Genomic DNA, 20,851 nt, shown 5'->3' on the forward strand with positions numbered 1-20,851 from the left:
GGTAAAGCCGCGCTTTACCGTGAGATACCCCCTCTGTCCGGCAAGGCAGAGGGGGTAGATCCTTGCTTCAACATTCTCCCGGAGACCCCAACACATGACCATCACCACCCTCACTCCGCCGCAGGCGGAGCCGCTGACCCTTGTCGATGTGAAGGCGCAATTGAAGATCGATACCGATGATGAAGACGATCTTCTCTCCGGCCTGATCACCGCTGCCCGCCTGCATCTGGAGGCCGAGACCGGGCTTTGCCTGATGCGCCAATCGCTGCGGCTCTATCTGGATGACTGGCCTGACAGCGAGGTGATTCAGCTTCCCAAAGGTCCGGTGCAAACCATTGATGCCGTGACGGTTTTTGATGAAAATGGCGATGAACTTCATGTTTTACTGAAAGATCATCTGCTGGACGGACAAGCGCGACCCGCAAGGCTGTGGCTGCGCGACCGGCCTTTGCCGGGACGGCCGCTCAACGGCATCGAGATTGATTTTACCGCAGGCTTTGGCACGGCGGCCACCGATGTGCCGGATACGCTGCGCCGGGCGATGAGCCTGCATGTTGCGGCCATGTATGCGTTTCGTGGTGTAGTGGCGCTGGCCGATCAGCCTGCTGCCCTGCCGCTCGGCTATGAGCGGCTGATCGCGCCCTTCTGCCGAAAGGGCCTGTGATGGGTGCCTTCACCATGCCCGATCCGGGCCGGATGACGGCGCGCCTCACGCTGGAACAGCCGGTCAATGAGCCTGACGGTCAGGGCGGGGTGAGCCAGGGTTGGCAGGCGATTGCCACGCTCTGGGCGCTGATCGAGCCGCAATCCTTCACCCGTGAAGAGCGAGGCGAAGCGGAAATCGCCACCATAGACCAGACCGTCACCATCCGCTTTCGCACCGATGTGGCGCGCGGCCATCGGCTGGTGAAGGGAACGCGAATCCTGGCGGTCCGGGCGCTGCGCGACCCGGATGAGACCAAGCGGTTTCTGCTGCTGGATTGTGAGGAGGAGGTGAGATGAGCCTGCAATTTTCAACAAATGGGCAGCAGGGTGCGGTGACGGATTTTACCGCTGCGCTGCGGCGCAGGGTGGAAGAGGCCGCCAGCCGGGCGGCTGCCAAAAGGCAAAGCGCGAGCGAAGAGCCGAAGGGCGAGCGTATCGGGGAGGCGGCTGATGACCAGTCCGGTCAATGACTTGCTGACCGCAATGACGGCGGCGGCGCTTGCCGATGCCAGCATTGCGGCGATCATCGGTGCTGATGGGGTGAAGGATCGGCGGTTGCTGCGCTCCGCCCAGCCTTACCTGATGGTAGGCGAGGTGACGGTCACGGATATCTCCACCGATGATGACGGGTTGATCGAAGCGCTGGTCAGCTTGCAGTCCTGGTCCTCGCTCAGCCGCCGCGAGGCGGAAAGCCTGGCGGCGATGGTGCGTGCCGTGTTGCAGGATGCGGCGCTGTCGCTGGCCCATGCCCGCCTGATCGCCTTGCGCCATATCAAGACCGTCAGCCGCCGCGAGGCAAAGACCGGCCTGTTTCTGGCCGAGCTGCAATTTCGCGCTGTTATTGAATGATTTTGGTCTGGCGCGCCAGCATGGCGAGAAAGATCAGTGCTGCCAGCACCAAAGCGCTGACGGCCAGGGTGAAGGTTAGAAGCAGCGGCAGGCCGCCGCGATCCAGCAGACCGGCGATCACCACCGGCGACAGCGCCTGGGAGATATTGCCGGGCAGTGCCAGTTTGGCTGATATCCCGGCGTAGCGGCTGGCGGAAAAGAAGCCGAGCGGCAGCACGGTGCGCGAAATGGCCGACAGGCCGGAGCCGATGCCGTAGGCACCGATAAACAGGCCGAGCATCCATACGGAGCCATGGCCGAATGCCAGTGCCAGGAAGCCGATGACGATCAGCCCGGTGGCCACAAGGCCTGATGTGACGGGCGAGGCGTGTTTTCCGGCAAGGGTATCGGCGGCACGGGCGGAAATGCCGAGCACCGAGCGCAGTGACCCCAGTTGCAGGGCCAGCGCCGGTGTGGCGCCAGCCTGTGTGAGCATTTCGATCAGCGATGACGAGACGCCGAAAGTGACGCTGCTGAAGCCGATGCTGATGACGGCAAGCGCGATCATCGCCTGCTTTTGCTGGCGCATCGTCAGCGGCATTGGTTCGCGGTCTGCTGCGGCCTGCGCCGTTTGCGACCGGGCTTTGATGGGCGGCAGGGCGAAGCGATGCAGGGGAACCAGCACCAGAAGATGGCAGGCTGCTGCAATCAGCAAGGTATCGCGCCAGCCCAACAGGCCATTCAACCAGCTGAGCAGCGGCCAGAAAATCGCCGTTGAAAGGCCGGTGAAAATCATCAGCAGGCCGATCACGCTTTTCGCCGACGAGCCTTCGCGCTCGACGACCGCCGTATAGCAGGCCACGCTGAGCGCCAGGGTGCCAGCAATGCCGATGGTGAACCAGGCGGCGAAATAGGAAGCCATGCCTTGGGCTTGCGAGAGCAGTGCGAGGCCGAAAGCAAACACAACCGAACCCGCCGCCATGACCTTGGCGGCCCCGTGCCTTTCCAGCAGGCGGCCGCTGGCCGGTCCGGCAAAACCCATGATCAGCAGCATCACCGTGGCGCCGAGAAAGCCGGTCTCGTTGCTGATGCCGATATCGGTGGCGATGGTGCGGCCGAGAACGCCAAACAGGTCGAAACTCGTGCCCCAGCCGACAATCTGGCTGATGGACAGCACGCTCAGCAGCCGCAAGCGTGCCAGCGATGCGGCATTGTGGGGAACGGGACTGGGAGAATCGGCGGGGAGAGCGGACATGCAAGCAACCTAATCGGTAGATCAGCATAGTGCCGCATCTGTGTAAGTTTCAAGACACGGCTGTGTCTGGTCCAGACATTTACATCTGTTTGCAGCACCGGTGCGGACAACCTTTACTGTCTTTTTACGCGAGTTTTCGCGGTCACACCAGTTTTGGTGCTTCCCCTGCGGGCCTCTTGGTCTCCTTACCTTCGTCCTGGGTTTTCTCTCTGAAAAAGGGACGGGCGGTCGTGCCGGCTTGGCTGGGTCCGCGCGTGGGAGAGACCCCTGAAAACGGGGAGGGGGTGGATGTCGCCCTGGCGTGGTTGGCGGCCGGATTGCGGATTTCTAGTTATTTTCAAGGAGATTTTTTATGGTGGCCCAGAGGGGTAAGGACCTGCTGCTGAAGATTATCAGCGGCAGCGATTATGTAACCGTTGCAGGACTGCGTTCGCGCAAACTGGCCTTCAATACCGAAACCGTCGATGTGACCGATGCCGACAGCGCCGGGCGCTGGCGCGAGCTTTTGGCTGGTGCCGGTGCCAAACGCGCCTCGCTATCGGGGGCCGGGCTGTTCAAGGACCAGTCCTCCGATGAACTGGTCCGGGCGGCTTTTTTTGCCGGTTCGGTGTTGAGCTGGCAGGTGGTGATCCCGGCTTTTGGCACGGTGACCGGCCTGTTTCAGGTGACGGCGCTGGACTATTCCGGTGAGCATGATGGCGAGTTGAAATTCGACATCGCGCTGGAATCGGCAGGGGCGATTGCCTTTGAGGTGACGGCATGAACGGGGGGACGGGGAATGTTAGTATGGGCGTGCGCGCCAACCGCAGGCGCGGCGAAGTGGAAGCGGTGATTGATGGCGAGCGGCGGATTCTGTGCCTGACGCTGGGCGCACTGGCCGAACTGGAAACCGCCTTTGCCGCCGACAGTCTGGCGGATCTTGCCCTGCGGTTTTCCAGCGGCAAGCTTTCCAGCCGCGACCTGATCCGCATTCTGGCGGTCGGTTTGCGGGGCGGCGGCAATTGTTGCGCCGATGAGGATGTCGCCGACATGTGCGTCGAGGGTGGGCTTGCGGCCTGCGTCGCCATTGTCCGCGAATTGCTGCTCGTCACGTTTGGAACGTCCGATCAGTCCGCCTCAGCCGGGCAGGCCGCTTCGATAGGGGAAGGTGATCTCGCCCGCCCTTGAGTGCCGCAGCGGGGCGATCCGACACGGCAAAGCCGCCTCCCTTTCCATGGGAGGCGGTGATGCATGCCGGATTTCACCTGCTGCGGCTGACCCCGCAGGCCTTCTGGGCGCTGACCCCACGTGAATTCGCCGCCATGAGCGGGGCGTTTCGCCCCGTCGCCACCGCTCGCACTGAGCTTGCCCGTGCCGACCTGGAGGCGCTGATGGCCCGCTATCCCGACCGTGCCTTCCTGACCGCAATATAGAAGAGGTAGACCATGGCCGATGACGAAACCCTGTCCTTCGGGATTGATCTCGACGCTTCCGGGGCGACCAAGACCCTCGACGATCTGGAAAGCCGCTCGAAAAGCTTTGGCAGCGCGCTGACATCGGCGCTGAAATCCGCCACGAGCGGCGGTGGCGATCTGGAAGACACGCTGAAATCGCTGGCGAGCCAATTGTCCAGCATTACCCTGTCGTCCGGGCTGCAACCGTTGCAAAGCAGTCTGTCGTCGCTGGCCTCCAGTGCCACCTCCAGCCTGTCATCGGGGATCAGCTCGCTGTTTGCCTTTGAGAAGGGCGGCGTGCCTGGCTCGATCAAGCCTTTTGCCTCTGGTGGGGTGGTGTCCAGCCCCACCTATTTCGGCATGGATGGCGGCAATACCGGGCTGATGGGTGAGGCGGGCAGCGAGGCGATCCTGCCGCTGAAACGCGGCTCGGATGGTTCGCTGGGGGTTGCCACCCAGGGCGGCGGCTCCTCCGGCACGCAGGTCAATGTCAACGTCACTACCCAGGATGCGTCGAGCTTCACCAAGAGCCAGTCGCAGATTTCCAGCCTGCTGGCCCGTTCCGTCAAGCGCGGTCAGCGCAATTTGTGAGGTGAAACCATGGCAACCGCCTTTCACGAGGTGCGCTTTCCGCTGCGCGTGTCGCTTTCAACCAGCGGCGGGCCGGTGCGGCGCACGGATATTGTCAACCTGTCGAATGGCCGCGAAGTGCGCAACCAGCGCTGGGCCAATTCGCGCCGCAGCTATGATGCCGGGTCGGGGGTGAAATCGCTTGCCGATCTCTACACGGTGCTGGAGTTTTTCGAGGCGCGTGGCGGCCAGATGGCCGGGTTCCGGTTTCGAGATCCGCTGGATTCCAATTCCGCCGGGCCGGGCCGGGCCGTGAGTGCTGAAGACCAAAAGATCGGCACCGGCGATGGCGTGACCGCCAGCTTTCAACTGGTCAAGACCTATGGCGATGCCGGTGGCGGCTGGAGCCGCAGCATTGCCAAGCCAGTTGATGGCACCGTGCTGATTTCGGTGGATGGCGAGCCGGTCAACGGGTTCAACTGCGATAGCACCACCGGGCTGGTGTCCTTCAATCAGGATTTTATTCCTGCCTCCGGTGCCGTCATCCGGGCGGGCTTCCAGTTCGATGTGCCGGTGCGTTTCGACACTGACCGGATCGAGATCAATCTCGAAGCCTTCAATGCGGGTAGCATTCCCTCCATTTCGCTGACGGAGATCATTCCATGAGGACAATTGATGCCGCTTTGGCGCGTCATCTGGCGGGCGACGCCACGACGCTGTGCACCTGCTGGCGCGTCACCCGCAGCGATGGGCTGGTTTTGGGCTTTACCGATCATGATCGGGACCTGACCCTGCGCGGCACACTGTTTCATGCCGCAAGCGGTTTTTCCGCCAGCGATGGTGAGGCGGAAAACAGCTTGTCGGCTCCGACCTCCGAAGTTGCCGGTGGTTTTTCCAGCGAGGTGATCACCGAGGCCGATCTGATTGCCGGGCGCTATGACGGTGCGCGCATTGAGGTCTACCGTGTCAACTGGCAGGTGCCGGACCAGCATGTTCTGCTCAAGGTGCAGGATGTTGGCGAGGTCAAGCGCCAGACGGGGCAGTTTACCGCCGAATTACGCAGCTTTGCCGCCAAGCTCTCCCAGGATCAGGGCCGCACGCTGGGTCGCCGCTGCGATGCCAGCCTGGGCGACAGCCGCTGCGGTATCGATTTGAGCATTGAGGGTCGCACCGTCAGCGTCGTTTTGGTGACGATGGCGGCCTCCGACCGGCTCACGGTTTCGGGGCTGGATGCCTATGATGACGATCATTTCCGCTATGGCCGGATCACCGCCACATCAGGGGCAGAGACCGGCCTGACCGCCGAGATTGAAACCAGCCGCCCCGGAGAGGGCGGCACGGAGCTGACACTGTGGCTGCCCTTGGAGGTGACATTGTCACCTGGCGACACACTTAGCATCGCCATCGGCTGCGACAAACGCTTCGCCACCTGCCGCGACAGCTTCGCCAACGCCGCCAACTTCCGCGGCTTCCCGCATATGCCCGGCAGCGATTTCGCCTATTCCTATGTCAGTGGCCAGACGACCCATGATGGGTCGGTGCTGTTTGAGTGAGGGGGATTGCATGTCCTCGATCAACACGCAGGTCCTTTCCTTGGCCGAGGGGTGGATTGGTACGCCCTATCGCCATCAGGCCTCCACCAAGGGCGTCGGTTGCGATTGTCTTGGCTTGGTCCGAGGCATCTGGCGGGAGCTTTATGGGCAGGAGCCGGAAGTGACGCCTGCCTATGCGCCTGACTGGGCCGAGCGGTCGGGAGAGGACCGGTTGATCGAGGCGGCGGGGCGGCATTTCACCCTGATCGACAGTCTTGGCGAGGCTTTGCCCGGTGATCTCCTGGTCTTCCGGTTTCGCGCTCATTACGCCGCCAAGCATCTGGGGCTTTTGGCGGCGGACCAGCAGTTTATTCACGCCTATGAGCAGGCGGCGGTGGTCCGCTCCGCCCTAGTGCCCGCCTGGCGGCGGCGTGTCGCGGGCGTCTATCGTTTTCCGGAGAAGTGATCGATGGCAACTCTTGTTTTTCAGGCAGCCGGTGCGGCCATCGGTAGCATATTCGGGCCTGTTGGCACCATGTTGGGCCGCGCCGTGGGGTCGCTGGCCGGCAATATGGTCGATCAGGCGCTGATCAACGGCAGCTCCACCACGACAGGTTCGCATCTGTCGTCGGCGCGGATCGGCGGGGCCAGCGAAGGCACGGCGCTGAACCGGGCCTATGGCACGGTGCGCATCGGCGGCACGCTGATCTGGGCGACGCGGTTTGAGGAAAAGACCACCACCGAGACCTCCGGCAGTAAATCCACCGGCAACAAGACCAAGAGTTACGATTATTACGGCAATCTGGCGCTGGCTTTGTGCGAGGGACCGGTGGCGGCCATCCGCCGGGTCTGGGCCGATGGCGAGGAAGTGGATCTGACCGAGGTTGAGATGCGCTTTTATCCGGGCAGTGAGGATCAGGGCGTCGATCCGCTGATTGCCGCCAAGCAGGGCGAGGGCAATGCGCCCGCCTATCGCGGCGTCGCCTATGTGGTGTTCGAGCGCCTGCCGCTTGACGATTACGGCAACCGTCTCCCCGTGCTGCAATTTGAGATAATCCGCCCGTTGGGCGCGCTGGAAAGCCAGGTCAGGGCCGTGACCATCATTCCCGGCGCTACCGAACATGGCTATGCCACCACAGCCATTACCGAGGAAACCGGCGATGGCGAAGAGCGGATCATCAACCGCAATACGCTGGTGGCCGCCACTGACTGGCAAGCTTCGCTGGATGAGTTGCAGGCGGTATGTCCCAATCTCGTCCGTGCCGCGCTTGTTGTCAGCTGGTTCGGCACCGATCTGCGGGCCGATCAATGTGCCGTCCTGCCGGGCGTCGAAGTGGCGACACGGCGCGATGAAAGTCGGGGCTGGAGCGTGGCCGGCATCGGGCGCTCACAGGCCCGGCTGGTCAGCCAGAGCGGCGGTGGCCCGGCCTATGGCGGCACGCCCAGTGATAAAAGCGTTATCGAAGCGATCAAGGATCTCAACAGCCGGGGCATTGCCACCTGCCTCTATCCCTTCGTGATGATGGATATTCCCTCCGGCAACGGCTTGGCCGATCCCTATGGCGGAACCGAACAGGCGGCCTATCCGTGGCGCGGTCGTATCACCTGTTTTCCGGCCCCTGATCTTACCGGATCGCCTGACGGCACGGACGCAGTGGACGGCATTATCGAGGCCTTCATGGGCAAGACCACGGTTGATGATTTCTTCGTACTCGGCACCACCATCCTTTATACCGGCAACAAGAACGGTCGTGACAGCGGCTATCGGCGTCTGGTGCTGCATTCTGCGCTGCTGGCCAAGGCCGCGGGCGGGGTGGACAGTTTCGTGATCGGCTCGGAGCTGAAGGGCCTGACCACCCTGCGCGGTGCGGGCAACAGCTTTCCCTTCGTTGCCGCCTTGATGCGGTTGGCTGAGGATGTGCGCGCCATTCTGGGGAGCCAGACCAAGCTGACCTACGGGGCCGATTGGAGCGAGTATTTCGGCTATCACCCTGATGACGGGTCCGGCGATGTGTTCTTCCATCTTGATCCGCTCTGGGCCTGCGCGGCCATCGACGCTGTAGGCATCGACAATTACATGCCGCTTTCGGACTGGAACGACGCGGATTTCACCGCCGATAATCCGGATGGGTTTACCATTGCGGATGACTGTGCCGCCATGCAGGCGCAGATCGCCGCCGGGGAGGGCTATGACTGGTATTACCCGAGCCTTGCCGCCCGCAAGAAACGCGAGCGCGCAGCCATTACCGACGGTTTGGCGGGCAAGCCCTGGGTCTATCGCTACAAGGACATTCAGTCCTGGTGGGAAAACCACCATTACAACAGGGTCGGCGGGGTTGAGCTTTCCACGCCAAGCGCCTGGGAACCAAAGATGAAGCCGATCTGGTTTACTGAACTGGGCTGCCCGGCGGTGGAGCGTGGCGCCAACCAGCCGAACGTGTTTCCCGATCCGAAATCCTCGGAAAATGCGCTGCCGTATTTCTCTTCCGGCATGCGTTCGGATGCCATGCAGCGGCGGTTTCTTGAAGCGCATCTGGGGTATTGGCAGGGGGAGGCGGCACCCGCTGGCATGGTCGATGCCGATCATATCTTTCTCTGGACCTGGGACAGCCGACCCTTTCCGGCCTTTCCCTATGATACTGATCTGTTTGCTGATGGCGACAATTGGCGCAGTGGCCATTGGCTGAACGGGCGGCTGGGCGGCGGCACGCTGGCTGAGGTGATTGCCGCGATATTGGAAGATTGCGGCTTTACCGATTACGATGTCTCTGCCGTCACCGGCGATCTCTCGGGCTATGTGCAGGGCGATATATCCTCGGCCCGCAGCCTGATCGAGCCATTGACCGAGGCCTTCCTGATCGACGTGATCGAGGATGGTGCCGTGCTGCGGTTCCGCTCACGCCAGGCCGCCAGTTTGAAGGCGGTCGAGACCCGGGTTTTCGTCGATACCGAAGACGAACCGTTCTGGACCGAGACCCGGGGCGATAGCACCGATTATGCCGGTCAGGCCGTATTGGATTTTTACGATCCCGCCAATGATTACGAGGATGCCAGCGTCCGCTCACGCCGCGTGGTGGGGACATCCGCGAAGCTTTTGTCCAGTGATTTGCCGGCGGTGCTGGATGAGGCGAGCGCTTTGGCCGTGGTTGAAACGCAATTGCGCGATCACCGGATCGGGCGGCGCAGCCTGACCCTGTCGCTATCGCCCTCGCAACTGGCGCTTCAGCCCGGTGACGTGCTGACCTTGCCGGAAGGGCCATCTGGCCGGTTCCTGATCACCCGCATTGAGGACAGCAGCACGCTGTCGTTGGAACTGACCGAAGTGGCAGCGCCGGTCTCCAGCGCGATTACGGTTGCCAGCAGCGGGCGGGTGCAGAGCGGGCGGGCCTCGGACGGGTTTGCGCCGCTGTGGCGGCTGATGGACCTGCCACGCCTTGACGATGGCGAGGACGGCAGTTTTGCGCGCGCGGCTGCCTATGCCAGTCCTTGGCGCAAGATCGTACTGTCGTCATCCGCCGAGACCGAGAACTATGCGACCCGTGTCGTGGTGGATGGCCCAGCAACCCTCGGCAGCCTGTCATCGGCATTGGCTGCGGGTGTGTCGGGCCGGTTCGATAAGGCCAATCGTCTGACCGTTACTCTGTCGCATGGCAGCTTTTCCTCTGGTTCGCGGCTGTCGGTGCTGAATGGCGATAACCGCCTTGCGATCAAGGCCGCCAATGATGTCTGGGAGGTGATTGGCTTTCTGACGGCGGAGGAGGTGGAAAGTGGCGTCTGGCAATTGTCCGGCCTGTTGCGCGGCCTCTATGGCACGGAGGACGCCATGGCCGCAGGCGCGGTCTCCGGCGCGCAGGTGGTTCTGCTCAACAGTGCGGTGACTGCGCTTGACCTTGCCGATAGCGAAATCGGCCTGACGCTGAACTGGATCGCCGAGGCCGCAGGCACCAGCCTTGCGGCCAAGGGGCCGGTCAGCTTTTCCGGCGGCGTGCGGGCGTTGACGCCGCTTTCCCCGGTGCATCTGCGCGCCAGCCGCGCGCCCAGCGGCGATATTGCGCTGAGCTGGGTCCGGCGCGGCCGCACCGATGCCGATAATTGGACGCCATCCGATATTCCGCTCGATGAGGAAAGCGAACGCTACCAACTCGATATTCTCGACGCTGGAAAGGCGGTGCTGCGCAGCGTCACCCTGACCTCTGCGGCCTATGCCTACAGCGCCGAGTTGCAGGCCACAGATTTTGGCGTGGCACCCTCGACGCTTTCCATCCGGGTCCGCCAGATTGGCCGCCATGCCAGCGGCATCGCGGCTGAAGCACAGTTCATTTTCTGATCTTCAACCCGAAAATCTCCACCGAAAACAAGGGAAATCGACATGAATGATAGCAAACCATGGTATCTCTCCAAGACTGTCTGGGGTGCGCTGGTCGCTATCCTGGCGTCCGGCCTGCAACTTGGCGGGTTCGAGCTTGGTGTTCTGGAACAGGGTCAGTTGACCGATGGACTGGTGGCGCTGGCCGGATCGGTGGGCGGGCTCGTTGCGCTCTATGGCCGGCTGGTGGCAAGCCACGCCATCGTCCCCCAGGCGAACCGGCCGCCCCCGGAAAAACCCTGAACGGCAATGGATATCGCTCCTAATCTGCCAATAATCTCATAAATTGAAATGCTTGGCCTGTCGCAGATCTGTCATGCAGATCGTGCCACAGGCCAAGATTACCATGCATTCATTTGCCATTCAGCCGCTCTTCGGTAACACTGACACCACGATAACCGAATGCGGCAGAGTGGCAGTTGATGGCATCCAAATCGATCATAGGCAGTATCGCAGCCGGGCTTATTGCCTGGACGGTACCGGCGACCACAACGCCGGTCCCCGATGCCGTGCCTATGTCGCAGATGTTGTCTGGCCCCAGCGGGTCGTCTGCACCTGTCATCGTCCAGGCGCAGAACCAGAATCAGAACAACGACAATTCCGACAGTAACGACAGCAAATCCAATGGCAGGGTCGATTGCCGTTCGGCGGCGCTCAGGGCCGTTGAGCAGGCGGGCGGGCAATTGCTCTCGGTGCGGCTGTCGGGCGGCCAATGCGTGATTACCATCCTCGTGCCGGGCACCGGCGACAATGCTCGGCCTCGCAAGATGACGGTCCAGGTGTCCCGCTGAGGCTGGTTTTGAGCCAAGGGGTAGTGTAAGGCTTTCTATCTGTTGGTTATTTTTTCTCATGCGGTCTGGTTTTCGGGACCTGCCCGCGGGATCGCCCGGCTGGCGCCAGCATGGCAAAACGGAGAAGTGAAGAATGCGCATTCTCGTCGTCGAGGACGATGTCAATCTGAACCGCCAGCTGGTCGAGGCGCTTCAGGAGGCAGGCTATGTGGTCGACCAGGCCATGGATGGCGAGGAAGGTCATTATCTAGGTGATACCGAGCCTTATGACGCCGTGATCCTCGATATCGGTCTGCCGACCATGGACGGCATTACGGTTCTGGAAAAGTGGCGCTCTGCCGGACGTGTCATGCCGGTGCTGATCCTCACGGCCCGCGACCGCTGGAGCGACAAGGTATCCGGTATCGACGCTGGTGCCGACGACTATGTCACCAAGCCTTTCCACGTCGAAGAGGTGCTGGCGCGCATCCGGGCGCTGATTCGCCGCGCCGCCGGCCATGCCTCGTCGGAAATCGCCTGCGGGCCGGTGCGGCTCGACACCAAGAGTTCCAAGGTCACCGTTTCGGGCAAGGCGCTGAAACTCACCTCGCATGAATTCCGGCTGCTGTCTTATCTCATGCATCACATGGGGGAGGTCGTGTCGCGCACCGAGCTGGTCGAGCATATGTATGACCAGGATTTCGACCGCGATTCCAACACGATCGAAGTGTTTGTCGGGCGGCTGCGCAAGAAGATCGGTCTGGACATGATTGAGACCGTGCGCGGTCTCGGCTACCGGATTAAAGCGCCTGACAGCGTCGAGGGCTAGGTGTTCCGGGTCAACTCTCTCACCCTTCGCGTCCTGCTGTCAGCCACTCTCTGGTATATCATCGCGCTGGTCACCATGGCTGTGGTGATTTCGGCGCTGTATCGACAGGGGGCAGAGCGCTCCTTCAACGATCTGTTGCGCGCCCAGCTCTATAATGTCGTCAATTCCGTCACGGTCGGCGATGGTGAAAGCCTGTCTGGCAGTCCGGCGCTCGGTGATCTCAGGTTTTCGCAGCCCGGAACCGGCTGGTACTGGCTGGTCGAACCGCTCGGTTCCTTCAACGCAGCGCCGCTGGCCTCCACCTCGCTGGGGCTGACCAATCTGCCGGTGCCGAGCTTCGAGGAAAGCCCGTTCGACCAGAATTACGAGCGTTTTTACGGCATGACCGACAGTTTCGGCAACCGGCTGCGGATCGCCGAGACCGAGGTTATCCTGGACGAATCCGGCCGTGCGGCGCGGTTCCGGGTGTCGGGCAATCTGAAAGTGGTGGAAGACGAAATCACCGGATTTTCCCACCGGCTTTACGCCGTTCTGGCGATGTTCGGGGTCGGCGGCCTGTTGGTCAATGCCGTTACCATTATCTTCGGCCTGAAGCCGCTGGATCGGGCGCGTCGGGCGCTTGAGCGCATCAGGGGCGGCGAGGCTGAGCGGATCGAGGGAGAGTTCCCCCGCGAAATCGAGCCATTGGCCAATGAAATCAACGCTCTGATCGATAGCAACCACCGCATTGTCGAGCGCGCCCGCATGCAGGTCGGCAATCTCGCCCACTCGCTGAAGACCCCGATTGCCGTGCTGCTCAATGAGGCGCGGGTGCTTGATCCACCGCATGGCGAGGTCATCAAGGCTCAGGCGTCCGCCATGCAGAGCCAGGTCGGCACCTATCTCAACCGTGCCCGCATTGCTGCCCAGCGCGAATCGGTGCTGTCTCGCGCTGAGGTGGAACCCGTTCTGGAGCGCCTGGTACGGGTGATGCGCAAGCTCAATCCGGACAAGCAGTTCGAGGTTCACCTGGAGAGCCAAGCCTCGGGGCAAGGCCTGGTTCTGGCGATGGAAAGCCAGGATCTCGAGGAAATCCTTGGCAATCTCCTGGAAAATGCTGCCCGGCACTCAGAAACCACTGTTACGGTGACGGCCCGGATCGCGCCGACCGGCGAGGTTGGGCTCGATCCGGGTCGTAGGGCCTGGCTGGAAATCATCGTCGAGGATGACGGCCCGGGCCTTGACCCGGACCAGATCGGCGAGGCGCTGAAGCGCGGTCGCCGGCTGGACGAAAGCAAGCCCGGGACCGGGCTAGGCCTGTCGATTGTCAAGGAAATAACCTCGGAATACCAGGGCAAGCTTGGCCTGTCGCGCGGCGTCAATGGGGGGCTGCTGGCCAGGCTGGTTTTACCGGCCCTGTCGCGGGACGGAGCGTGAGGTGGCTTTGGCGCCAGATGATGTCTGCCAGTGGATGTCGGATTGAAAAGCCGAATTCGGATTTTTCCTGACACGCTCCAGTTTAACAAATGTCAAGTTGGCAAACTCTATGGCAGGGATCGAAATGGCGGCTTGCAAAGTCGTGCGGTGTCGGGCTTATCATAAGAAACTACAGCAACGTGTGGTTTGCCCACAAAATGTCATGAAAAACAGAATTTGGAATTGCAGGCTATGAGGAAGATCAGCACCGGTTTTGCATTTGGCCTGCTGGGCTGCGCCTTGGCACTGACCTCCTGCAAGACGACCGGTGGCAGCACCGGCTTGCTTGGCAAATCCACCACTTCAAGCTCGCTCTATCTCAACGCGCTGCAGGGCGGCATTGTGTCGCGGACCGGTGCTGAACTGGACAACAGCCAGAAGCAGCGGGCACTGGCGGCCGAATATCAGGCCCTGGAAGTGGCCCCCGGCGGCCAGACCGTGACATGGCGCGATGACGATGTTTCCGGCGAAGTGGTGGCCGCAGCCCCTTATCAGGTGGGCAATCAGAACTGCCGCCAATATCGCCACAAGGTAACGGTCGATGGCAAGACGGTGGAGGCACGCGGCGTCGCCTGCCGCAATGAAGACGGGACATGGACACCTCTGACCTGAATCACATCATCGCGGGTCGATGCAGCTTCCCCTTGACTTAAGTCAAGGCTGATGGAAGGTCGGTTGTTTAAAACGTCATCAGTTGCACGATAGTATGGACGGCGTTCCAAAACGTCATGGAACCCTTCGGGTTCGGAGCATTTCCAGGAAAAGTGTAAAACGGTTTTCCGTCCGGAAATGCGTACAAAAAAGAGATAGAGCATTTCAGCGTTTCGCTGAAAGACTCTAGGGAGCCTTATGCTGTTCTGGGTTGAAATTGCTGTTCTGACCTTTGCCGTTGCGGCAGCCTTTCTGTTGCCACTGACGCGAGCGCAGCAGCGTGGCGAGCGCGAGACCCGCGATGGTGCGATGGCCGTCTATCGTGATCAATTGCAGGAACTGGAGCGTGACCGGGCGGGCGGGTTGATTTCCGCCGAGCAGGTGGACTATGCCCGCGCCGAGATTGCCCGCCGCCTTCTGGCCGCCGATAAGGGTGATGAAACTCAGGCGGTCAAAAGTGCGCCTCGCAAAACCTCGCGCAATGGTCTGGCGCAGGCCCTCGTTGTTCTGCTGGTGCCAGCAGTCGGCCTTGGGCTTTATCTTGCGCTCGGCAGTCCCGGCCTGCCATCACAGCCTTTGCAGGCCCGGTTGGAAAATCCCGGCAATGACATGAGCCTGTTGATTGCCCAGGCTGAGCGCCATCTGATGCAAAAGCCTGAAGACGGCGCGGGTTGGGATGTGCTGGCCCCGATCTATCTGCAACAAAACCGCATGGGCGAGGCGGAACTGGCCTTTCGCAACGCTATCCGGTTGAAGGGCGCCAGCCCCGAGCGGCTCAACGGGCTTGGCGAAGCGCTGATTGCCCAGAGCGACGGCGTGGTGACGGATGCGGCCCGCGATCTGTTTTCGCAATCCGTGGCGCTGAACCGCGACAATCCGCGTGCCGCCTATTATCTGGCGCTGGCGTTGGAGCAATCCGGCAAACGCGACGAGGCGCTGGCCGCCTTTAAGGCGATTGCGGCCCAATCCCCGCCCAATGCGCCGTGGCTGCCGCTGGTCGCCCGCCATATCGCCCGTAATGGTGCGGATGCTGCTGCAATGCCTGCACCCCTTGGAAATCCGGATGCTGCCACCGTGGCCGCAGCCCAGGGCTTGCCGGACGGCGACCGTCAGGCGATGATAAAGGGCATGGTTGAAAGCCTGGATGCCAAGCTGAAAGCCGATCCGAATAATTTTGAAGGCTGGGTGCGGCTGGTGCGCTCCTATACGGTGTTGAAGGACAACCAGCGGGCGCTCGAAGCTTTGAAAGCCGGGTTAAAGACATTCCCAGCCGAGGGGGAGCAAGGCAAGCAGCTGATCGCCATGGCGCAGCAATTGGGATTGCCGGTTGAGGAGGCGCTGAAATGACCCGCAAGCAGAAACGTCTGGCCGTCATCGCCGGGGGCGTCGGTTTCATCATGGTGGCCGTGTTGCTGGTTCTGTTCGCTTTCGGCCAGTCGATCGCCTATTTCTATATGCCCTCCGATCTCGCCAAGACGCCGGTTGGTCCTGGCACCCGCATCCGGCTGGGCGGACTGGTGGCGGAAGGCTCGGTCAAACGCGACACCGGCTCCACTGTCAGTTTTGCCGTGACCGATGGCACGGCCACGGTGCCGGTGACCTATACCGGCATTCTGCCGGATCTGTTTCGTGAAGGGCAGGGCGTGGTGACGGAGGGCGTGTTTGGCGCTGGCGGCACGCTGTTTGATGCCGATACGGTTCTGGCCAAGCACGACGAGAATTACATGCCGAAGGAAGTTGCCGACCGGATGAAGAAGGACGGCGTCTGGAAGGGCGAGGGAGAGGCGAAATGATCATTGAGATCGGCCATTATGCGCTGGTGCTGGCGCTGGCCGCCGCACTCCTGCTCTCGGTCCTGCCGATGCTGGGCGCCCGCAGAGGCGATACCGCCATGATGCAGACGGCGGTTACCGGTACCTATGCGCTGTTTGCGCTGGTGCTGTTTGCCTTTGGGGTGCTGGCTTATGCCTATCTGGTCTCGGATTTCTCGCTGCTGAATGCCTATCAGAATTCCCATTCGCTGATGCCCGCCATCTATCGTTTCTCGGCGGTCTGGGGCAATCACGAGGGATCGATGATGCTGTGGCTGTTGATCCTGACGCTGTTTTCGGCGCTGGTCGCCCTGTTCGGCAGCAATCTGCCCGACCGGCTGAAAGCCAATGTGCTCGGCGTTCAGGCCTGGATTTCCACGGCCTTCATCCTGTTCATCCTGATCACCTCCAATCCCTTCATCCGCCTCAATCCGGCCCCTGCTGAGGGGCAGGATCTCAATCCGGTTTTGCAGGACCCCGGCCTCGCCATTCATCCGCCGCTGCTTTATCTCGGCTATGTCGGCTTCTCCGTCTGTTTTTCCTTTGCCATCGCCGCCCTGATCGACGGGCGGATCGATGCCGCCTGGGCGCGCTGGGTCAGGCCCTGGACGCTGGCGGCCTGGACCTTCCTGACGGCGGGCATCGCCATGGGCTCCTACTGGGCCTATTACGAGCTGGGTTGGGGCGGCTGGTGGTTCTGGGACCCGGTTGAGAACGCCTCCTTCATGCCCTGGCTGGCAGGCACTGCGCTGTTGCATTCGGCGCTGGTGATGGAAAAGCGTGATGCCCTGAAAATCTGGACGGTGCTGCTCGCCATCCTCACCTTCTCGCTGTCGCTGCTTGGCACATTCCTGGTGCGATCCGGCGTATTGACCTCGGTGCATGCTTTTGCCACCGATCCAAGCCGGGGAATTTTCATTCTCGCCATCCTTATCCTGTTTATCGGCGGCGCGCTGTTCCTGTTCATGCTGCGGGCTCCGCATCTGAAGGCGGGCGGATTGTTTCAACCGATTTCGCGCGAAGGCGCGCTGGTGCTGAACAATCTGATCCTGACAGTGTCTACCGCGACGGTGCTGATCGGCACGCTCTATCCGCTGTTGCTGGAAACCCTGACCGGTGAGAAGATCTCGGTCGGCGCACCCTTCTTTAACCTGACCTTCGGCCTATTGATGATCCCGCTCCTCGTCGCTGTTCCATTCGGGCCGATGCTGGCCTGGAAGCGCGGTGATCTGCTGGGGGCGCTGCAACGGCTCTATCTGGCAGCGGCACTGGCCTTTCTGGCCGGACTTGTGTTCTATTATCTCCAGAATGGCGGCCCGGTTCTGTCCGTGCTGGGGCTTGCTGCAGGCTTTTTCCTGATGTTCGGTGCGCTGGCCGATCTTGCTTTTCGTTCGGCTTTCGGCAAGCAGACGGCAAGCGTCGCCTTCCGCCGGTTGATCGGTCTGCCGCGCTCGGCTTTCGGCACGGCGCTCGCGCATTTTGGCCTCGGCGTCACTGTGTTGGGCATTGTTGCTGTCACCACGTTTGAGAGTGAAATGGTGGTGGAGATGAAGCCCGGTCAGACCGTGGAGGCCGGGGGCTTTTCCCTGACCTATGACGGGCTGCGTTCTGCCAAGGGACCGAATTATACCGAGGATCGTGGTCATTTCACCATCCGGCGCGGTGGGGTCTCCGAGGGGGATGTGTGGTCGTCGAAGCGGCTTTATACGGCAAGACGCATGCCGACCACCGAGGCGGGTATCCGCAGTTTCGGCTTCAGCCAGCTCTACGTCTCGCTCGGCGATGCCATGGCCGACGGCGGCATGGTGGTGCGAATCTGGTGGAAGCCTTGGATTCTCTGCATCTGGGGCGGGGCGCTGGTGATGATGATCGGCGGCTTCGTCTCGCTCTCCGACCGGCGTTTGCGCGTCGGTGCTCCAAACCGCAAGGCAAAGGCAGTGGCGGCCAATGGTGCCGTCAAGGGCCTGGAGGCGGCGGAATGAGGGAGCTTTTTGCCATCTTCCTCGGCTTCTGGCTATTGTTGGTCCAGCCCGCCTTTGCCGTCAATCCCGATGAAATGCTGAAAGACCCGGCCTTGGAGGCCCGCGCCCGTCACCTGTCGGCGCAATTGCGTTGTATGGTCTGCCAGAACCAGTCCATCGATGACAGCAATGCCGAACTGGCCCGCGACCTCAGGATTCTGGTGCGTGAACGGATCGTCAAGGGCGATAGCGATGATGATGTCATCCGCTATCTGGTGTCGCGCTATGGTGAATTCGTGCTGCTGAAACCACGATTGACGTCAGAGACCTTGCTTCTGTGGGGCGCACCGGGCTTGCTTTTGGTGGTAGGCGCAGGGGTAGCCTTTGCCTATAGCCGCCGCCGCAGGCGCGTGGCTGCGGCAGAGCCGTTGAGTGCGGATGAAGAGGCGCGATTGAAGAGGCTCTTGGAAGACTAGGGCGGTTCCCACGAAAACCGGCAGGGTTTAGCCGCAGAACGCAAGGATATGTCCCCATCAGAAAAGCGGGATCTCGATCGTTGTGGGGTGATCGCTCGCCACGCCACTCACGCCTTGACGATAAACATGGTTGGGAAGCGGGGCTGGCACGCGCTTGGCGAAAGTTGTGCGCATGAAAAGCATGACTCGACGATCGGTTATCGCGTTACCGGTTGATTTTTCCATATAGATCTTTGCGGGACGTCCTTTGGCGTCTGTTACCAAACGAATGGCGCCAATCTCCTTGTGCGGGGCGGCTGCGCAGCCGGTCAGTATTGCCGCGAATAAACAGAGTGGAATACGATGCATAGAAATCCCCGGATCGGCTCAGGATGAGTAAAGGCCGTCCAAACTTTATCAAGCGCCCGTCATCGAACCTATTGAAAAACCTTTCCGGCGCGTAAATTTCCGCATTACCAACTTTTCATGTTCCGGACAGTTCGTTGTAACGTGATCCATCCTATATCTGTGTCATCCACCGCCTGAAGCCGGGTCGCTCCGGTCTTCGCACGATACGATGCCAACCAGAACAAGATAAGGTAGAGATCCATGTCGAAATCCTTCCATAATCGCTCCGTTACCTCCAGGCTGCGGGCAGGTACCGCGGCAGGGCTGGCGGCCCTGATGCTGGCGGGTGCCGTGACGGTAACGCCTGCGCTGGCCGCGCCCGTCGAGGTTCAGGCGCCGCAGGTGCCAAGCTTTGCCGATCTGGTCAGTGCCGTTTCGCCCGCCGTCGTCTCCATCCGCGTCAAATCGGATGTGCAGCAGGCCTCCGAGGACGGCAGCAATTTCTCCTTCAATGGTCGTGACTTCGACCAGCTTCCCGATCCGCTGAAGCGCTTCTTTAAGGAATGGGGCATGCCAGGCCCCGGCGGTCCGGGTGGTCCAGGAAGCCCCAAGGGTGGCCCGCATGCCGAGCGTCATGGCAAGCTTCGTCCGATTGCCCAAGGGTCGGGCTTTTTCATCTCCGAGGACGGTTATGTCGTGACCAACAATCACGTGGTTTCCGATGGCCAGGCCTATACGGTGGTGATGAATGACGGCACCGAATATGATGCCAAACTGGTCGGTAAGGACCCGCGCACTGACCTCGCCGTTTTGAAGGTCGATCAGCCGACCAAGAAATTCACCTATGTCGAATGGGCGCAAGACGAGAAGATCCGCGTTGGTGACTGGGTCGTGGCCGTCGGCAATCCCTTCGGTCTCGGCGGAACCGTGACCTCGGGCATCGTCTCGGCCTTTGGCCGCGATATCGGCTCCGGTCCTTATGACGATTACATCCAGATCGACGCACCGGTAAACCGAGGTAATTCGGGTGGACCGGACTTCAACCTCAGCGGCAAGGTGGTCGGGATCAACACGGCGATCTTCTCGCCGTCGGGCGGTAGCGTCGGCATCGCCTTCGCTATTCCGGCGGCGACTGCCAAGGATGTCGTTGCTGAATTGATCAAGCATGGCTCAGTGCAGCGCGGCTGGCTTGGCGTGCAGATCCAGCCCGTCACCAAGGATATCGCCGAATCGCTCGGTCTGGCCGATGCCAAGGGCGCACTGGTGGCTGAGCCGCAAACCGGTTCTCCCGGTGAAAAGGCCGGTATCAAGCAGGGCGACGTGATTACCGCTGTGAATGGCGATCCGGTCAAGGACCCGCGTGACCTCGCCAAGCGCATTGCTGCCTTCCCGCCCAATACCAAGGTCGATATTTCTATCTGGCGCAATGGCAAGCCGACTGCCGTCAAGGTCGATCTCGGCACCTTGCCTGCTGAAAAGGATACGGCCAGCAGTGATGAGGATCAGGGCGCGCCCGAGCAGAACGCACCGGCCACCGAGCAGGCGCTTGCCAATCTCGGAGTCACTGTCCAGCGTGCCGATGACGGCAAAGGCCTGACGATCACCAATGTCGATCCGGATTCCGACGCTGCCGACAAGGGGCTGAAGACCGGCCAGAAGATCACGTCCGTTAACAACCAGCAGGTCTCCAGCGCCGCCGAGGTCAAGAAGATCCTTGATCAGGCCAAGAAGGACGGTCGCACCAAGGCGCTCTTCCAGGTGGAAACCGACAATGGCAGCCGCTTCATCGCCCTGCCGATCAACCAGGGCTGATGATCAGGCCTCTGGCGGCGGCTGGACCATTTCAGTCGCCGCCAAATCTTCCGGCAGGATGTGTTTTCGT

At 61.4% G+C, this 20,851-nt stretch carries 24 protein-coding genes; 22 read left to right on the top strand and 2 right to left on the bottom strand.

The window, feature by feature from the left end:
- The first annotated feature begins 94 nt into the window (after positions 1–94).
- The 4 genes from AVCG78_RS03150 to AVCG78_RS03165 are packed head-to-tail and all read left to right on the top strand — an operon-like array spanning position 95 to position 1,554.
- Positions 95–664 carry a head-tail connector protein gene (locus AVCG78_RS03150; RefSeq protein WP_071204574.1) on the top strand — a complete coding sequence of 190 codons (570 nt, stop codon included), beginning with the start codon at positions 95–97 and terminating at the stop codon, positions 662–664.
- Complete coding sequence (locus AVCG78_RS03155; protein WP_234665080.1) at positions 664–1,002, top strand: phage head closure protein; 339 nt, start codon at positions 664–666, stop codon at positions 1,000–1,002. The genes AVCG78_RS03150 and AVCG78_RS03155 overlap by 1 nt, the downstream gene beginning before the upstream one ends.
- Positions 999–1,175, top strand: coding sequence for a hypothetical protein (locus AVCG78_RS03160; RefSeq protein WP_156582631.1), 177 nt, complete (start codon positions 999–1,001; stop codon positions 1,173–1,175). Before AVCG78_RS03155 ends, AVCG78_RS03160 begins: the two co-directional genes overlap by 4 nt.
- Complete coding sequence (locus AVCG78_RS03165) at positions 1,156–1,554, top strand: DUF3168 domain-containing protein (RefSeq protein ID WP_015915381.1); 399 nt, start codon at positions 1,156–1,158, stop codon at positions 1,552–1,554. Before AVCG78_RS03160 ends, AVCG78_RS03165 begins: the two co-directional genes overlap by 20 nt.
- On the opposite strand, the gene AVCG78_RS03170 is transcribed toward AVCG78_RS03165, so the two are convergent.
- Positions 1,544–2,788: an MFS transporter gene (locus AVCG78_RS03170; protein WP_081355520.1), complete on the bottom strand. Its 1,245-nt coding sequence runs from the start codon at positions 2,786–2,788 to the stop codon at positions 1,544–1,546. The genes AVCG78_RS03165 and AVCG78_RS03170 overlap by 11 nt on opposite strands.
- Positions 2,789–3,140: 352 nt before the next feature.
- On the opposite strand from AVCG78_RS03170, the gene AVCG78_RS03175 reads away from it, so the two are divergent.
- From AVCG78_RS03175 to AVCG78_RS03255, 17 genes are all read left to right on the top strand, one after another.
- Positions 3,141–3,551 (top strand): phage major tail protein, TP901-1 family, encoded by a 411-nt coding sequence (locus tag AVCG78_RS03175; protein WP_070149403.1) that lies wholly within the window; start codon positions 3,141–3,143, stop codon positions 3,549–3,551.
- Positions 3,548–3,955, top strand: a complete 408-nt coding sequence (locus AVCG78_RS03180) for a gene transfer agent family protein (RefSeq protein WP_071204573.1) — start codon at positions 3,548–3,550, stop codon at positions 3,953–3,955. The genes AVCG78_RS03175 and AVCG78_RS03180 overlap by 4 nt, the downstream gene beginning before the upstream one ends.
- A gap of 59 nt (positions 3,956–4,014) precedes the next feature.
- On the top strand, positions 4,015–4,200 hold the full coding sequence (locus tag AVCG78_RS03185; RefSeq protein WP_071204572.1) for a rcc01693 family protein: 186 nt from the start codon (positions 4,015–4,017) through the stop codon (positions 4,198–4,200).
- A 12-nt stretch (positions 4,201–4,212) separates the two neighbouring features.
- Positions 4,213–4,812: a phage tail tape measure protein gene (locus tag AVCG78_RS03190; RefSeq protein WP_071585338.1), complete on the top strand. Its 600-nt coding sequence runs from the start codon at positions 4,213–4,215 to the stop codon at positions 4,810–4,812.
- Between the two features lie 9 nt (positions 4,813–4,821).
- Entirely contained in the window at positions 4,822–5,457 is a 636-nt protein-coding gene (locus tag AVCG78_RS03195; protein ID WP_071585337.1) for a DUF2460 domain-containing protein, read from the top strand.
- Positions 5,454–6,344 carry a DUF2163 domain-containing protein gene (locus AVCG78_RS03200; protein ID WP_071204569.1) on the top strand — a complete coding sequence of 297 codons (891 nt, stop codon included), beginning with the start codon at positions 5,454–5,456 and terminating at the stop codon, positions 6,342–6,344. Before AVCG78_RS03195 ends, AVCG78_RS03200 begins: the two co-directional genes overlap by 4 nt.
- 10 nt (positions 6,345–6,354) lie before the next feature.
- Complete coding sequence (locus tag AVCG78_RS03205; RefSeq protein WP_071204568.1) at positions 6,355–6,789, top strand: NlpC/P60 family protein; 435 nt, start codon at positions 6,355–6,357, stop codon at positions 6,787–6,789.
- 3 nt (positions 6,790–6,792) lie between these two features.
- On the top strand, positions 6,793–10,650 hold the full coding sequence (locus AVCG78_RS03210; RefSeq protein ID WP_071204567.1) for a baseplate multidomain protein megatron: 3,858 nt from the start codon (positions 6,793–6,795) through the stop codon (positions 10,648–10,650).
- A 42-nt stretch (positions 10,651–10,692) separates the two neighbouring features.
- Complete coding sequence (locus AVCG78_RS03215) at positions 10,693–10,932, top strand: hypothetical protein (protein WP_071204566.1); 240 nt, start codon at positions 10,693–10,695, stop codon at positions 10,930–10,932.
- Positions 10,933–11,111: 179 nt separating this feature from the next.
- Entirely contained in the window at positions 11,112–11,480 is a 369-nt protein-coding gene (locus AVCG78_RS03220) for a hypothetical protein (RefSeq protein WP_015915392.1), read from the top strand.
- Between the two features lie 133 nt (positions 11,481–11,613).
- Positions 11,614–12,288 carry a response regulator transcription factor gene (locus AVCG78_RS03225; protein WP_060715959.1) on the top strand — a complete coding sequence of 225 codons (675 nt, stop codon included), beginning with the start codon at positions 11,614–11,616 and terminating at the stop codon, positions 12,286–12,288.
- Complete coding sequence (locus AVCG78_RS03230) at positions 12,289–13,704, top strand: sensor histidine kinase (protein WP_015915394.1); 1,416 nt, start codon at positions 12,289–12,291, stop codon at positions 13,702–13,704. It abuts the gene before it with no gap.
- Between the two features lie 231 nt (positions 13,705–13,935).
- Positions 13,936–14,355 (top strand): hypothetical protein, encoded by a 420-nt coding sequence (locus tag AVCG78_RS03235; RefSeq protein ID WP_071204565.1) that lies wholly within the window; start codon positions 13,936–13,938, stop codon positions 14,353–14,355.
- 237 nt (positions 14,356–14,592) lie between these two features.
- Positions 14,593–15,741 (top strand): c-type cytochrome biogenesis protein CcmI, encoded by a 1,149-nt coding sequence (gene ccmI, locus AVCG78_RS03240; protein ID WP_071585334.1) that lies wholly within the window; start codon positions 14,593–14,595, stop codon positions 15,739–15,741.
- A complete protein-coding gene (ccmE, locus tag AVCG78_RS03245) occupies positions 15,738–16,187 on the top strand; it encodes a cytochrome c maturation protein CcmE (protein WP_015915397.1) in 450 nt (149 codons plus the stop codon). The genes ccmI and ccmE overlap by 4 nt, the downstream gene beginning before the upstream one ends.
- Positions 16,184–18,187: a heme lyase CcmF/NrfE family subunit gene (locus AVCG78_RS03250; RefSeq protein ID WP_071204563.1), complete on the top strand. Its 2,004-nt coding sequence runs from the start codon at positions 16,184–16,186 to the stop codon at positions 18,185–18,187. Before ccmE ends, AVCG78_RS03250 begins: the two co-directional genes overlap by 4 nt.
- Positions 18,184–18,642: a cytochrome c-type biogenesis protein gene (locus tag AVCG78_RS03255; protein WP_071204562.1), complete on the top strand. Its 459-nt coding sequence runs from the start codon at positions 18,184–18,186 to the stop codon at positions 18,640–18,642. The genes AVCG78_RS03250 and AVCG78_RS03255 overlap by 4 nt, the downstream gene beginning before the upstream one ends.
- Positions 18,643–18,699: 57 nt before the next feature.
- Here AVCG78_RS03255 and AVCG78_RS03260 read toward each other — a convergent pair whose 3' ends face one another.
- Complete coding sequence (locus AVCG78_RS03260; RefSeq protein WP_139191411.1) at positions 18,700–18,990, bottom strand: hypothetical protein; 291 nt, start codon at positions 18,988–18,990, stop codon at positions 18,700–18,702.
- Between the two features lie 240 nt (positions 18,991–19,230).
- Between AVCG78_RS03260 and AVCG78_RS03265 the strand changes: the two genes are divergently transcribed.
- Positions 19,231–20,781 carry a Do family serine endopeptidase gene (locus AVCG78_RS03265; protein WP_071204561.1) on the top strand — a complete coding sequence of 517 codons (1,551 nt, stop codon included), beginning with the start codon at positions 19,231–19,233 and terminating at the stop codon, positions 20,779–20,781.
- The last annotated feature ends 70 nt before the right edge of the window (positions 20,782–20,851 follow it).

It is taken from the genome of Gillisella vitis (assembly GCF_021559775.1).
GTDB classification, from domain to species: Bacteria; Pseudomonadota; Alphaproteobacteria; order Rhizobiales; family Rhizobiaceae; genus Allorhizobium; species Allorhizobium ampelinum.